At 66.7% G+C, this 14,123-nt stretch carries 10 protein-coding genes and 1 tRNA gene; 8 read left to right on the top strand and 3 right to left on the bottom strand.

What is annotated here, in order from left to right:
• The first annotated feature begins 4 nt into the window (after positions 1-4).
• From DND132_RS13855 to DND132_RS13845, 3 genes are all read left to right on the top strand, one after another.
• Entirely contained in the window at positions 5-757 is a 753-nt protein-coding gene (locus tag DND132_RS13855) for a flagellar hook assembly protein FlgD (RefSeq protein WP_014323383.1), read from the top strand.
• Between the two features lie 71 nt (positions 758-828).
• The gene (locus tag DND132_RS13850) at positions 829-2,505 is read left to right on the top strand and encodes a flagellar hook protein FlgE (RefSeq protein ID WP_014323382.1); all 1,677 of its coding nucleotides are present in this window, start codon (positions 829-831) and stop codon (positions 2,503-2,505) included.
• A gap of 1,522 nt (positions 2,506-4,027) precedes the next feature.
• On the top strand, positions 4,028-4,954 hold the full coding sequence (locus DND132_RS13845) for a flagellin N-terminal helical domain-containing protein (RefSeq protein ID WP_014323381.1): 927 nt from the start codon (positions 4,028-4,030) through the stop codon (positions 4,952-4,954).
• Between the two features lie 105 nt (positions 4,955-5,059).
• On the opposite strand, the gene rnc is transcribed toward DND132_RS13845, so the two are convergent.
• On the bottom strand, positions 5,060-5,743 hold the full coding sequence (gene rnc / locus DND132_RS13840; protein WP_014323380.1) for a ribonuclease III: 684 nt from the start codon (positions 5,741-5,743) through the stop codon (positions 5,060-5,062).
• Between the two features lie 15 nt (positions 5,744-5,758).
• Here rnc and DND132_RS13835 point away from each other — a divergent pair, with 15 nt between their 5' ends.
• Positions 5,759-7,867 carry an acetate--CoA ligase family protein gene (locus DND132_RS13835; RefSeq protein WP_014323379.1) on the top strand — a complete coding sequence of 703 codons (2,109 nt, stop codon included), beginning with the start codon at positions 5,759-5,761 and terminating at the stop codon, positions 7,865-7,867.
• Between the two features lie 88 nt (positions 7,868-7,955).
• Positions 7,956-9,020 carry a phosphotransacetylase family protein gene (locus DND132_RS13830; RefSeq protein ID WP_014323378.1) on the top strand — a complete coding sequence of 355 codons (1,065 nt, stop codon included), beginning with the start codon at positions 7,956-7,958 and terminating at the stop codon, positions 9,018-9,020.
• 119 nt (positions 9,021-9,139) lie between these two features.
• Here DND132_RS13830 and DND132_RS13825 read toward each other — a convergent pair whose 3' ends face one another.
• Both DND132_RS13825 and DND132_RS13820 read right to left on the bottom strand, forming a co-directional pair.
• Complete coding sequence (locus tag DND132_RS13825) at positions 9,140-10,090, bottom strand: proline dehydrogenase family protein (protein ID WP_014323377.1); 951 nt, start codon at positions 10,088-10,090, stop codon at positions 9,140-9,142.
• A 72-nt stretch (positions 10,091-10,162) separates the two neighbouring features.
• Positions 10,163-11,017, bottom strand: a complete 855-nt coding sequence (locus tag DND132_RS13820; RefSeq protein WP_014323376.1) for an AraC family transcriptional regulator — start codon at positions 11,015-11,017, stop codon at positions 10,163-10,165.
• 93 nt (positions 11,018-11,110) lie between these two features.
• On the opposite strand from DND132_RS13820, the gene DND132_RS13815 reads away from it, so the two are divergent.
• The 3 genes from DND132_RS13815 (at position 11,111) to DND132_RS13805 (ending at position 14,120) form a co-directional block, all read left to right on the top strand.
• Positions 11,111-12,487, top strand: coding sequence for an MATE family efflux transporter (locus tag DND132_RS13815; RefSeq protein WP_014323375.1), 1,377 nt, complete (start codon positions 11,111-11,113; stop codon positions 12,485-12,487).
• Between the two features lie 391 nt (positions 12,488-12,878).
• Positions 12,879-12,954 (top strand) — tRNA-Ile (locus tag DND132_RS13810).
• A 170-nt stretch (positions 12,955-13,124) separates the two neighbouring features.
• Positions 13,125-14,120, top strand: coding sequence for a Nif3-like dinuclear metal center hexameric protein (locus DND132_RS13805; RefSeq protein WP_041915812.1), 996 nt, complete (start codon positions 13,125-13,127; stop codon positions 14,118-14,120).
• Positions 14,121-14,123: the final 3 nt, after the last annotated feature.

Raw genomic sequence — 14,123 nt, 5'->3', positions numbered from 1 at the left:
TATCATGGGTTACGTAGACACGACAGGCATCTATCTGGGGCAGCAGGAGGAGCGACTTGCCGCCTCGAACACGCCGACCGAGCATGAAACCAGTCTGGACCAGGACGCCTTCCTGTCCATCCTGGTGGCCCAGCTCACGCACCAGGATCCCCTGAACCCCATGGAGGACACCGAGATGACCTCTCAGTTGGCGGAGTTCTCGAGCCTGGAGCAGCTGACCAACATCAACGACGGCATCTCCACCCTGAACGAGACCATGTCCCAGAGCGACATCCTCACCGCCGTGAGCTTCATCGGCAAGGAGGTCAAGGCCGAGGGCTACAAGGTCAGCCTGAGCGAGGGCAACGCCTCGACCATCTACTACGGCTTCGGCGAGACCGTCTCCAGCATCATCATGAACATCTACGATTCCGAAGGGGCCATCGTCCGCACCGTGGAGCTCGGCAGCAAGGAGTCCGGCACCTACCAGTACACCTGGGACGGCAAGGACGAGGACGGCGAGCTGCTGCCCGACGGCCAGTACGGCGTGGGCATCCTCGGCGTGGACACGGGCGGCGACTACGTCATGGTCCAGACCGAAATCTCCGGCAAGGTGGACGGCGTGGTCACCGAGGACGGCACCCAGTACTTGCGCCTGGAGGACGGCCGGTTCATCAACATGCTCAACGTCAAGGAGGTCGTCGATCCCGACGCCTCCGCCACGGTCGATGCCACCGACACCTCGGACGAGGGCAACGACACCGACACCGGCGCCTAGGCGACGAACGATCATTTCACTCCGGACCGAAGGCGGTCCGGGGCTCTTGGAGAAGAGATTAGGAGGTTATTATGGGTTTAGGAGCATCACTGTTCTCAGGCATTTCCGGCCTGACGGTCCACTCGGAGCGCATGACGGTCATCGGCAACAACCTGGCCAACGTGAACACCACGGGCTTCAAGGGCGCCATGATGCAGTTCGAGGACCTGGCCAGCGCCGACTTCGCCACGGTCAACGGCGTGGGCCAGGTGGGACGCGGCGTGCGCGTGTCCACCATCTATTCGGACTGGGGCCAGGGGGCCTTCGAGACGTCCACCGAAGCCACGGACATGGCCATCTCCGGCGACGGCCTCTTCGTGGTCTCGCCCCTGGGCGAGGATGAGAAATACTACACCAGGGCGGGCAACTTCCGCTTCGACAGCGACGGCTACCTGGTGGACCCCCACGGCTACGTCCTCCAGGGATGGGAGATCGAGCGCTCCACCACCACGGTGACCACGACCACGTCGAGCACCACGGAGACCGCCAACTCCGCGCGGATCATCGGCACGCCGACCAACATCCGCATGGAGAACTTCCAGTCCGAGCCGAACCCGACCACCAACGTGTCCATCGTCACCAACCTGGACCCCTCGGCCGCGGACGGCTCCACCAGCTCGACCAACCCCTATTTCGCCATGTTCAACAACTGGGACGGCTCGGCCGAGACCCCGCTGGCCTCGACCCTGTACGCCTACTCGACCACCCTCAAGGTCTACGACGACATCGGCACGGCCCACAACCTGACCGTGTACTACGACCCCGTGACCATGAGCAACGCGGGCGGCGACACGGTCTGGGAATTCATGGTCACCTGCGAGCCCTCGGCCGACCGGCGCATGCTCTCCGGGGCCAACGGCCTGATGACCTCCATCGGCGAGGCCCAGACCTCGGCGTCGGGCGTGCTCATGATCGGCACCCTGACCTTCACCACCGGCCAGCTCTCGGGCATGAGCGCCTACACGCTCAAGTCCAACGGCGGCACGAACATCAAGGACCTGTCCAACTGGTCCCTGGCGGACTTCTCCACCAGCGGCTTCCCGGTCTGCACGGCCAACTTCCTGGGCAAGTCCAACGCCAGCACGGCCGAGGCCGCCGAGGCCACGCCCCTGCAGATCGACTTCGGCATCTCCAACAAGGACCTGTCGAGCAACGGCTCCGGCGCCGTGACCATCGGCTGGGACGGCGGCCTGGGCAACGTGCCCACCAATGCCGCCATGGTCGGCAACAACATCAGCAACACCGGCTACCTGGCCAACTTCAAGGACCCGGCGGTCAGCGCCCTGGCCACCCAGAGCTTCGACACCGGCGGCTCGTCCACCCTGTACCAGAGCCAGAACGGCTACTCCGCGGGCATCCTGCAGAACATCTCGGTCTCGCGCGAAGGGGTCATCTCCGGCCACTACTCCAACGGCCAGGTCCTGGAGCTCTACGCCGTGACCCTGGCGACCTTCACCAACCAGCACGGCCTGCGCCGCGAGGGCGGCAACCTGTTCACCGAGACCCTGGAGTCCGGCCCGGCCCTGACCGGCCAGGCGGGTTCCACGGGCAAGGGAACCATCGACGGCAACGCCCTGGAGATGTCCAACGTGGACATGGCCACGGAGTTCGTCAACATGATCACCACCCAGCGCGGCTTCCAGGCCAACACCAAGGTGATCACCACCGTGGATTCGATGCTCGGCGAAGTCATCTCCATGAAGCGGTAACAACGGTCTCAAGTAACCCATACTGATAGACGTCCTTCTCCAAGCGCCCCCCGGCCACCCACCGGGGGCAAGAAAAAACCCGGCGGCCCCGCGATGTGAACTCATCGCGGGGCCGTTCGGGTTATGGTGCGGGCACGAAACCGGCTGGGGAGGGTTGCGCCCTGCTCTCGTGCTTTTTTGAGGAAAAGGCGGTTGCGAGAGCGGGGGAATGGCCGCGCATCCGCGTCGGGGCTTTGGATTGTTTTCGTTACATCGTATTTCGCCCTTACGGCGACTTCCTTTTTTGCCGGCGCAGAAAAAAGGAAGCAAAAACTGCGCTGCGGTGCTGCCGCGCGCCGACGGACCCAAGAGCCGGTAGGCGGCTTTCGCTGGTTGTGAGCGAATGTCTGCCGCGCAGACGCGCTCAAACCCGCGCTTTCGCCGCCGGACACGGGCTCTAGGGTCCGCCGCCGATTACCGCTCTTCGGCTGCGAGGAGTGGGCCGGTGCGGATGGCCGGGTACGAAGAGGCGGGGTGAGGGGAATTGGGCAGCGGTCGCGCGGTGGAGGTTGGGAATCTCATCTGTGGGCGGGCTTGGAAGGAACACAGTTGGTTTGACCGTACTCGCGCGACAGGGGTGTAGCGGATCGCCTTGGCGGCGGCCCACTGAGACTCAGGTAAAGCGCGTCGCGGAATGCCTAGGAAAGCTCACCGCATTCCCTCCCCCTTTCATGGCTCTTCCAACACAAACTCCCGCCTTCACCCCTCATCCCCCGCCCACACTCCCCCAACTCGCGCCCACTGGAGCGATTCGGGTGCCCCCGGCACCCGACAGCGGCTCTCCGCCCCGCCCTCCCGCGTCCCACCGCCACTCTTCAAGCACCCAACCAGCCCTGGAGGGGGCGCGTAGAAGCCGACCGCGAAGGGGGGGCGGCTCCTGTTCCACCGAAGCTCGGTCTCCTTCAAAAGGGGCCATCCCGCTCCAGGAGCCGCACTTTACTTTTGCTCAGATGGAGCCACCCCGAGCGGATCGGATTCTTGCGACCCCTCCCCGGGCGGCCGCCCACCCCGCAAGGCCCTTTTTTTCGTCTATTTTTTTGGGCCAGCAAAAAAATGGACCCCGCCGGGAGGGCATGGAGAAATGTGTGGGGCGCAGCCCCACACGACGGCTCTCGGAGGGAGGGGCGCAGCTCCCTCCCGGCTCTCCTCGCCGCAGGCGCGCTCTTCAGGCAGCGCCGCAGGCGCATTCACCACACAAAATCCAAGGCGAACCTTCGAACAAGCAAACCGCACCCGCTACCCATCCATCATTATGTTCTTAAGGCACCGTCGATGCCCATCGACGCCCCCCTCCCCACCCGGCAAATATTGACGAACCATTGACAGCCAACGGTTTCCACTCCTTTCCGCAAGCGGAAAAAATAGCCTTTCTAGACTTTTTTTAAACACTCAGTTTCTTAATATTCCTTGAGAAAATTAAGTTGGCACACATGATGCTTAATTTTGGCAAAATGGATTTGAGAATCGAACAAGGAGGGTTCTGATGTCTTTAGTCATTAACCACAACCTCATGGCGATGAACGCCCAGAGAAACCTGTCCGAGCACTACAGTCGGCTCGGCGTTTCCACCCGGCGTTTGTCCTCCGGCCTGCGAGTCGGCACCGCCGCGGACGATGCGGCCGGGTTGGCGATTCGCGAGCTCATGCGTTCGGAGATCAGCTCCCTGCACCAGGGCATCCGCAACGCTTCCGACGCGATTTCGCTGATCCAGACCGCCGACGGCGCGCTCCAGGTGGTCGATGAGAAGCTGATCCGCCTCAAGGAACTGGCCATGCAGGCGTCCACGGGTACCTACAACTCGGACCAGCGCATGATTATCGACTCCGAGTACCAGGCCATGTGCTCGGAGATCACCCGTATCGCCAACGCGACGGACTTCAACGGAATTTACCTGCTCAACGGCAACCTGTCCGGCGATCCGGGCGTGGACCACGACGGCACGGGCCTCCAGGCCACCGGCCCGCTGAAGATCCACTTCGGCACCGGCAACGACTCGGCCGAGGACTACTACTACGTGGCCATCCAGGGCTCCACCGCGTCCGCCTTCGGCCTCGGCCACCTGGCCGCCATGAAGAACGGCGACACCTGGGAGGCCATGAACGCGGGCAAGTCCATCTCCACCCAGGCTCTGGCCCAGGCCGCCATGGAGGCCATCAACCAGGCGATCATCTCCAAGGACAAGATCCGCGCCAACCTCGGTTCCATGCAGAACCGGTTGGAAAACACCATCACCAACCTGGAAATCCAGGCCGAGAACCTGCAGGCGGCCGAATCCCGCATTTCCGACGTCGATGTGGCCCAGGAAATGACCGAATTCGTGCGCAACCAGATTCTCACCCAGTCCGCCGTCGCCATGCTGGCCCAGGCCAACTCCCTGCCCAGGATGGCCATGCAGCTCATCGGCGGCTAGCCGCACCGGACTGCACGCGACTGAAGACCATCGGAAACCGGCCCTGCGGGTGCATCCCGCAGGGCATGGTCTCCGGTGGTTTTTCACGCCTGATGTCGGGGGAATCTATTCTTCTTCGAGAAATTCCAGGCCCATGCGCGCGGCCTCCTGCTCGGCCCGCTTGACGCTGGTGCCCAGGCCGCGAAACCGTTCGCCGTTGGGCAGGGTCACGTCCACCTCGAACAGCTTCTCGTGCTCGGGGCCGCTGGTTCCGGAGAGCACGTAGACCGGCCGGTCGCGGAACACATCCTGGGCCACTTCCTGCAACCGGCTCTTGTAGTCCTTGGTCTCGGGCAGCATGGCCCGGGCGGGCCACTGGTCCTCGAAGATGTCCAGGATGGTCCGGCGGGCGGCCTCGAAGCCGCCGTCCAGGAAGACCGCGCCGAGCAGGGCCTCGAAGGCGTCGGCCAGCAGCGCGTCGCGCTCCCGGCCGCCCTGGAGCTCCTCGCCCCGGCCCAGGCGGATGAACCGGTCCAGTTCGAGCTCGCGGGCGATGCCCGCCAGGGACTGTTCCTTGACCAGCTGGGAGCGGATGCGCGTGAGCTGGCCCTCGTGGGCCGTGGGGTAGCGCTTGAATCCCTCCTCGGAGATGCACAGTTCCAGCACGGCGTCGCCCAGAAATTCCAACCGCTCGTTGTCCTCGAACCCATCCTGCTCGTTGGCGAACGAGGAGTGCGTCAGGGCCGTCTCCAGGAACTTGACTTGGCCAAACCTATGGTGGATACAATCCTGTAGCGCAGCAGTATCCATTCAACCCCCTTGTTTATGCAGCCAGACGCCCAACTTCACGAACTTTTCAACCCCGAATCCATCGCCGTGGTCGGCGCTTCCCGAAGCCCTCTCAAGCTCGGGCATCTCATCCTTTCGAATTTAATCTCGGCAGGGTACAGGGGGACAATATTTCCCGTCAATCCCGCGGGCGGAGAAATTCTCGGTCTGACCGCCTACCCGTCCACGGCCGACCTGCCGCGCCCGCCGGACCTCGGCATCATCGCCCTGCCGCGCGAGCAGGTCCTTCAGGCCATGCGCGACCTGGCCGACGCCCGCGTGGACGCCATCTGCGTCATCACCGCCGGGTTCCGCGAGACCGGCCGCGACGGCTTCGAGCTGGAGATGGAGATGGCCGACCTGGCCCGGCGCCGGGACATCACCCTGCTCGGCCCCAACACTCTGGGGCTGTTCAACACGGCCATCAACCTGAACGCCTCCATCGCCCAGACCATGCCCGCCAAGGGGTCCATCTCCTTCTTCTCCCAGAGCGGAGCCCTGTGCTCGGCCATCCTGGACTGGGCCGAGGGCGAATCCATCGGCTTCTCCAAGTTCGTCTCGCTCGGCAACAAGGCGGGCGTGTCCGAGGCCGACGTGCTCGAGGCGCTGGGCGACGACCCGGACACCAAGGTCATCATCGGCTACCTGGAATCCGTGGACGACGGCCGCAGATTTCTGACCCGGGCCCGGGCCGTGACCGAAAAGAAGCCGGTCATCATGATCAAGGCGGGCACCACCGCCGCGGGCGCGCGGGCCACGTCCAGCCACACCGGCTCCCTGGCCGGGAGCGTGGAGGCGGGCCTGGCCGCGTTCAAGCAGGCGGGCATCATCCGGGTGGAGAGCCTGGAGACCCTGTTCGACCTGGCGCGCGCCTTTTCCGAGCAGCCCCTGCCCCAGGGCCCGAACTTGGCCGTGGTGACCAACTCCGGCGGACCGGGCATCCTGGCCGCAGACGCCTGCGAGGCGGCCGGGCTCAACCTGGCCCGGCCCTCCCTGGCCACCCTGGAACGGCTGGCCAAGGCGCTGCCGCCCTTCGCCTCGATCTACAACCCCATCGACATCATCGGGGACGCCAAGGCCGAGCGCTACCGGGCCACCCTGGAGGCCGTGGCCGAGGACGAGGTCACCCACGCCATCCTGGTCCTGCTCACGCCCACGGCCTCGGCCGAGATCATCGAGACCGCCCAGGTCATCATCGACGTGGCCAAGACCTGCGACAAGCCGATCTTCGCCTCGTTCATGGGCGAGGATCGCATCGGCCCCGGCCGCGACATGCTCCTCAACGCGGGCATCCCCTGCTACGCCTACCCGGAACCGGCGGTCACGGCCATCTCGGCCATGCTCGCCCACTACCGCTGGAAGAACCGCCCCTACCCGGTGGAGGTCTGCTTCCGCCGCGACAAGGGACGGGCCGAGCGGACCATCGAGGCCGCCCTGGCGGCGGGCGTGACCGAGCTGCCCTTCAACGACGCCATGGACATCGCCGCGGCCTACGAGCTGCCCGTGCCCGAGACGCGGCTGGTGCGCACCTCGGACCAGGCCGTGCGCGCGGCCAAGAAGATGGGCTACCCCGTGGCGCTGAAGATCGAATCGCCCCACCTGACCAGCCGGGGCGAGGTGGACGGCGTGGCCCTGGACCTGCACACCCCGCGCGAGGTGCGCGACGCCTGGCTGGACATCACCGCCCGCGCCCAGCGCAAGCGCCCGGACATCTACATCGCGGGCTGCCTGGTCCAGACCATGGGCCCCATCAGGGCCCGCGAGGTCGTGGTCCGCTTCGCCCAGGACCCGCAGTTCGGCCCGCTCATTTCCTTCTGCCTGGCCGGGCCCTCGGCCGAGGTCCTCGGCGACGTCAGCTACCGGCTGGCCCCGCTGGCCCTACAGGACGTCCAGGACATCGTCCGCGAAATCCGCTCGTTCCCCCTGCTGCGCGGAGTGCGCGGCGCGGAACCGGTCAACCTGACGGCCATCGAGGACATCCTGCTGTCCATGTCTCAGATGGCCACGGACTTCCCGGAGATCCGCGAGGCCGTGCTCAACCCCATCCTGGTGGACGCCGAGGGGGCCTTCGTGGCCGACCTGCGCGTGACCGTGGGGCCCATATGACGTTTGGACATTTTTTGCGGTCTCATATACTAACAAAAGACGGGGCGGAGCGGTTCCCGCCCCTTTCACCCTCAGGAGGACAATAGGCATGGCTGGACTCTACATCGGCTCGACAACCGGGTATTCAGGCAAGAACATGATCGTCATGGGCCTGGGCCTGCGCCTGCAGAAAGACGGGTACAACGTGGGCTACATGAAACCCGTGGGGGCCATGCCCATGGAGGTCGACGGCAAGCTCGGCGACGAGGACGCCGCCTTTGTCCAGGACGTGCTCGGCCTTTCCGAGGACCCGGCCATGGTCACCCCCGTGGTGGTCACCCAGGACTTCAAGGTCAAGGCCTTCACCGGCAAGATGGAGGGGCTGCTGGACAGCATCGTCGCGGGCTATGAAGCCGTGTCCAAGGACAAGGACATCACCCTGGTGGCCGGTTCCGGGTCCATGTACTCCGGCAAGTACTGCGACACCGACGCCATCTCCGTGGTCCGCCGCCTGGGCATCAAGACCATCGTCATCGACCGCTTCCAGAAGGAACTCAAGTACGACTACCTCATGGCCATGAAGGAGACGCTCGGCGACCTCATGGCCGGGGCCATCCTCAACGACGTGCCCCCGAATTTCATGGACGAGATCACCCAGCTCCTGGGCCCGGCCCTGGAGGCCAAGGGCGTCAAGATCCTCGGCGTCATCCCCCGCGACCCGCTCATGGGCGCCATCAAGGTCGGCGACCTGGCCGACCGGCTGGGCGGCAAGATCATCTCCGCCCACAACAAGAGCGAGCGCGTGGTCGAGTCCTTCCTCATCGGGACCATGCAGGTCGAGAACTTCATGACCCACTTCCGCAAGAAGAAGAACTCCGCCATCATCGTGGGCGGCGACCGGTCCGACGTGCAGCTGGTGGCGCTCGAAGGCGACTGCCCCTGCCTCATCCTGACCGGCAACCTCTACCCCAACGACATCATCCTGACTCGGTCCGAAGTCCTGGAGACCCCGATCATCATGGTCCGCGAGGACACCTTCACCGTGGCCAAGAAGATGGACGACATCCTCTCCCGGCACAAGCTGCGCGACGCCATCAAGATCAAGCAGGGCGCGGAGCTCGTGTCCAGCAACATCGACTTCGAATACCTGGTCAAGGAACTCGGCCTGAAATAGCGCACGCCCGCCACAGACGAAGACAAGGGTGGTCCGCCGACGCGGACCACCCTTTTTTTGTCGCCCGCCGCCGGGCGAAAGTCGTTGCTGGCCTCCGTCGAGCGAACGTCCGCCTCCGGTCACTCCGCCCCGGAGGCCATGGACCGGAACACGAAGCCGAGGTTGGCGGGGTTCTCGCCGACCCGGCGGATGGAGTAGGGCCACCAGTCGCGGCCGAAGGGCAGGTAGAGGCGCACGGACACACCCCGGTCGGCCAGCTCGCGCTGCCAGGCCGGGCGGACCCCGAGGAGCATCTCCACCTCCCACCGGTCGCGTTGCCAGCCGTTGACCTGGGCCACGTGTTCGGCAAAGGCGGCCATGCGGTGGTCGTGGGTCCCGAAGACCGGGTACACGCCGCGCTCGCGGGCCTCGGGCGAGAGCAGGGTGACGATGGCCCGACGATAGGCCTCGTCGCGCTCCGCCCTGCCGGTCACGGCCACCCGGCCGGGCTCGGCGAAGGCCCCCTTGACCAGGCGGACCCTGGCCCCGTCCGCCACCAGCCGGGCCAGGTCGCCTTCGGTCCGGTGCAGGTAGGCCTGGACGGTCACGGCCACGGGCAGCCCCTCGGCGCGCAGGGTGTGGTACAGGTCCAGGGTCGGTTCCGTGACCGAGGAGTCCTCCATGTCGAGCATGAGCACGTCGCGCCCGCCCCGGCCGTTTTCGGCCACGTCGCGGGCCAGGGCGGCCACATTCCCGCGGCAGGCATCCCAGGAGATCATGGCCCCCAGCTGGGTCGGGTCCACGGACAGGTGCACGTCCAGCCCGGCCTGGCCCAGCCCCTGGGCCACCCCGGACAGGGCCCGGCGGGTGGCCTCGATCTCGGCCGGGTCGGCCACGTATTCGCCGAGATAGAACAGGGAGGCGGACAGCCCCCGCTCGCGCAGGGCGCGGGCGCGCGCCAGCCCCTCGTCCCCGTCCCGGCCGCCCACGAACCGGCGGGCGAACCGGCCCATGTACCGGGATTCCTGCATCAGCCGGGTCACGGACGCGCTCCGGGCCAGGCCGATCATCATCTTCTGCCACAGCGGCATAGCTCCTCCTTGGTTTCGGGGGCACCATGCCGCAGGGCGCGGACCGGGTATTGTACGAAATTGCGGCCCGGATCAGGACCGGCCGCCCGCCAGGTACTGGCCGGGCGTGGCCCCGGTGAACTGGCGGAACACGCGGGTGAAGTGGGCCTGGTCCGCGAAGCCGGTCTCGGCGGCCACCCGGCTTACGGGCAGCCCCTGGGCCAGAAGGCGCTTGCCCAGGTCCACGCGCAGCTGGTTCTGGTAGGCATGGGGCGGCAGGCCCGTGGCGGCCTGGAACACGCGCAGCAGGTGGCAGCGGCTGAGGGAGGCGGCTTCGGCCAGTTCGTCCAGGGAGACCTTTTCCGCCAGGTGGGCGGCCAGATAGTCGCGCACCGCCCGCACCGCGTCCCGTCCGGCGGGCCGGGGGGCCGGGCCGCGTTCGGGGCCGGACACGGGGCCGGGCGCGCCGTGGCGGGACACGGCCTCGGCCAGCAACTGGACGAGCAGGGTCTCCTTTTCCAGCCGGTCCGCGTTGTCGGCGATGGCCGTCTGAAGGGCGCGCAGCCGCTCGGCCAGCGGGCCGTCATCGACCACGGGGTCGGGGAAGCGCGGGGGCTCGGCCTCCGGGCCGAAGAGCTCGCGGGCCGTGGCCGTGAGCCAGGCCGGGGCCACGTAGAACATGGTGTAGGCCATGTCCGAGTCCGGGTCGGGGTTGCAGGCGTGGGCCAGGCCCGGCCCGATGAACACGAGCTGGCCGGCGGTCGCGACGTGCCGCCCCCCTTCGAGCTCGAAGGTGGTCCGGCCGTGCTCGATGAAGCCCAGGGAATAGGCGTCGTGGACGTGCGGGCGGAAGGCCTCCTCCCGGTAGGAGGACCGGCGCACCTCCACGCCCGGCAGGTCCGGGTCGCGCCAGAAGCGCACTTGGCGGTTGGTCGGCGTCTTGCCCATGCCCCTTGGTACGGGCACGCCGCCCGCGCGTCAACCGCCCGGAGCGGTGGGAAAAGGCTGTATCCCCAAGGGGCAAACGGGTACACTCCGGCCATGAGCAATGCATGCATCGACAAGACCGACCTGACCACGCGGCCCATTTCCGAGGTCATCCGCCAGGTGGCGGTGCCCTCGAGCGTGGGCTTTTTCTTCCACACCATGTTCAACGTGGTGGACACATGGTGGGCCGGGCGCATCGACACCGAGGCCCAGGCCGCCCTGGCCCTGTCCCTGCCCGTATACTTCATCATCACCGCCCTGGCCGGGGGCATCGGCACCGGGTCCACCGCCCTGATGGGCGCGGCGCTCGGGGCGCGCGACCGGAACAAGGCCGCTCTGGTGGCCGTGCAGATGCTCGGCTTCGGCCTGCTCGCGTCCGTGCTCCTGGCCTGGTTCGGCCTGACGTGGTCCCCGGCCATCTTCGGCTGGCTCGGGGCGCACGGCTCCTACCTGGACACCTGCCTCGAATACATGATCCCGATCTTCGCCTGCAACGCGGTGAGCATGGCCCTGTTCCTGTTCAACGCCATCCTTCAATCCCAGGGCGACACGGCCAGCATGCGCAACGTGCTCATCCTCATGGCCTCGCTGAACGTGATCCTGGACCCGTGGTTCATCCACGGCGGGTTCGGCCTGCCCGCCATGGGCCTCCAGGGCGTGGCCTGGGCGACCATCCTCCTGCAATGCGTGGGCGCGGTCTACCTGCTGCGCAAGGCCCGGCGCACCGGGCTGCTCAAGACCGACAAGGGCCGCAACCTCATCCCCCGGCTCAAGATCTATGCGGAAATCGCCCACCAGGGATTCCCGGCGGCGCTCAACTCCATGACCGTGGCCCTGGGCTTCTTCGTCATCTTCCGCTACGTGTCCGGGTTCGGACCCGAGGCCTCGGCGGCCTACGGCGTGGCCACGCGCATCGACCAGGTGGTGCTCATGCCGACCATCGGCCTGTCCGTGTCCGCCCTGACCATCACGGCCCAGAACTACGGCGCGGGCAGGATCGACCGCATCCGCGAGAACTTCCGCAAGAACCTGCTCTACGGCGCGTACCTGCTCATCCCCCTGTCCGTGCCCATCCTGTTCTTCGCCGAGCCGCTCATGCGCATCTTCACCCAGGACCCGGCGGTCATCGCCGTGGGCGCGGGCTACCTGCGCATCGACGCCTTCACCCTGTACGGCTACGTGGCCATCTTCGTGCCCACCTCGGTCCTCCAGGGCATGAAGCGGCCCCTGTTCGCCATCTGGCTCGGCCTGTCCCGCCAGGTGGTCGCCCCGTTCCTGCTCTTCACCCTGTTCACCCAGCTCCTCGGCTACCCCATCACCGCCCTGTGGCTGTCCATCTTCGCCATCGTCTGGACCTCCGCCGCCGTGGCCCTGTGGTTCGCCAAACGAACCATCGACAAGGTCGAGTCCTGCCAGTCCCGCACCCCCTGACCCGACCCAACCGCCTTCGCACGCAAAGCGCAGCCCCCCCCCCCGGAGCATCTTCGAGCGCACCGCGCGCGAACAGCCCCCACCTGGAGCGATTCAGGTGCGGCACGCACCCGACAGCGGCTCTCTCTCCCCTCCCCTGGAGCGCCTTCGAGCGCACCGCGCGCGAACAGCGGCTCTCTCCCCCGCGCACGCACGCCGCGAGGCTTTCGAGAGTGGGTCAGCCGTGCATTTTTAGCGAGGGGCTTTCATCCTCACGTATGGGGCAATACGCTGCGGTGAAAGCCCCTCGCTAAAAATGTGCGGATGGCCCGCTATCGGAAGCCGCCGCCCCCCGCGCCACCGTGGAGTTGACACCATAGCCGCGCGCGGCTATGGTGTTCAACTCCACGGCGGGCCAGTAGCTCAGTTGGCAGAGCCACCGGCTCATAACCGGTCGGTCCCAGGTTCGAATCCTGGCTGGCCTACCAACGACCCACTTCCGGGAGACGTGATTGACGAAGACCCGAAAGCAGAAGATCGCATATATCCTGAAATCCCCCGTTAAGGCCGTTGGCCGGGTGATCGAAGAGGACAAGAGATGCTCCCGAGGGGGAAACCCTACGGGAGCATCCTCATTATGGTAGGTGGCCGTAAGCACATGAAAATTCAAGACATTTTAGCGATTTTCCGCAACCTCGCCCCGGAGGGCAACCAGAGTTCCTGGGACAATTCCGGGGTGCAGGTGGCCGGGAGCGCGGCCGAGACCGGCAAGGTGGCCGTGACCCTGGAGCCGACCCCGGCGGCCGTGGGGCGCTGCCTGGACTGGGGCGCGGGCGCGATCATCACGCACCACCCCCTGTACCTGAAGCCCAAGGCCCCCAACGCGGAGTCCATGTACCTGGACGTGCTGCGCGCGGTGGTCCGGTCCGGGAGCTGGCTGTACGCGGCCCACACCTCCCTGGACACCCGGCCGGGCGGCCCGGCCTTCTGGCTGGGCGAGGAGCTGGGCCTGACGGGCGGGCGGCTGCTCGAGGTGGAGCACGGCAGCGCGCCGGTGGAGGCGTCCTTCTACTGCGACGAGCCCATCTCCCGCGAGGCCGCCGACATCTGGGCGGACCACGACGGGGTGCACTCCGTGGCCCAGAGCCGCACGGGCGAGGTCCGGGTGGTCTGCGACGAGCCCCAATGGCGCGGGCTGGCGGACAAGATCGAATTTTCCCTGGGCCGACGCCCCCTGTTCTACCTGCGCTCCCTGACCGCGCCGGTCAGCGAGGTGGGCTTCGGCGAGGCGGGCGAGCTGCCCGAACCCCTGGCCTTCGAAGCCTTCATGGCGCGGCTGGCCGGGCTCATCGAACGCGAGGTGCTGATGATCGCCGGGCCCAGGCCGGAGACCGTGCGCACCGTGGCCTACTGCGGCGGGTCGGGCACGTCCCTGATCGAGCGGGCGGCCGGGGCCGGGGCGGACGTGTTCGTCACCGGGGACATGAAGTACCACCCGGCCGTGGAGACCCCGGTCTGCGTGGTGGACGTGGGCCACTTCTCCCTGGAAGAGGAGATGATGCGCCGCTTCGCCGTGGAATTGGGCGAGGCCCTGCCGGACGCGGAGGTCCGCTTCTTCCCGGGCGAGGACCCCTTTGCCCCCTATGTCAAATAGCGG

The organism is Pseudodesulfovibrio mercurii (genome assembly GCF_000189295.2).
GTDB classification, from domain to species: domain Bacteria; phylum Desulfobacterota; class Desulfovibrionia; order Desulfovibrionales; family Desulfovibrionaceae; genus Pseudodesulfovibrio; species Pseudodesulfovibrio mercurii.
The sequence above is the reverse complement of the archived record's forward strand: the minus strand, read 5'-3'. Positions and strand labels throughout refer to the sequence as shown.

What these genes read in the sequence shown, in the direction of transcription:
- DND132_RS13855 (WP_014323383.1), top strand. Translation starts at nt 5, where the DNA reads ATGGGTTACGTAGACACGACAGGCATCTATCTGGGGCAGCAGGAGGAG.
- DND132_RS13850 (WP_014323382.1), top strand. Translation starts at nt 829, where the DNA reads ATGGGTTTAGGAGCATCACTGTTCTCAGGCATTTCCGGCCTGACGGTC.
- DND132_RS13845 (WP_014323381.1), top strand. Translation starts at nt 4,028, where the DNA reads ATGTCTTTAGTCATTAACCACAACCTCATGGCGATGAACGCCCAGAGA.
- rnc (WP_014323380.1), bottom strand. Translation starts at nt 5,743, where the DNA reads ATGGATACTGCTGCGCTACAGGATTGTATCCACCATAGGTTTGGCCAA.
- DND132_RS13835 (WP_014323379.1), top strand. Translation starts at nt 5,759, where the DNA reads ATGCAGCCAGACGCCCAACTTCACGAACTTTTCAACCCCGAATCCATC.
- DND132_RS13830 (WP_014323378.1), top strand. Translation starts at nt 7,956, where the DNA reads ATGGCTGGACTCTACATCGGCTCGACAACCGGGTATTCAGGCAAGAAC.
- DND132_RS13825 (WP_014323377.1), bottom strand. Translation starts at nt 10,090, where the DNA reads ATGCCGCTGTGGCAGAAGATGATGATCGGCCTGGCCCGGAGCGCGTCC.
- DND132_RS13820 (WP_014323376.1), bottom strand. Translation starts at nt 11,017, where the DNA reads ATGGGCAAGACGCCGACCAACCGCCAAGTGCGCTTCTGGCGCGACCCG.
- DND132_RS13815 (WP_014323375.1), top strand. Translation starts at nt 11,111, where the DNA reads ATGAGCAATGCATGCATCGACAAGACCGACCTGACCACGCGGCCCATT.
- DND132_RS13805 (WP_041915812.1), top strand. Translation starts at nt 13,125, where the DNA reads ATGAAAATTCAAGACATTTTAGCGATTTTCCGCAACCTCGCCCCGGAG.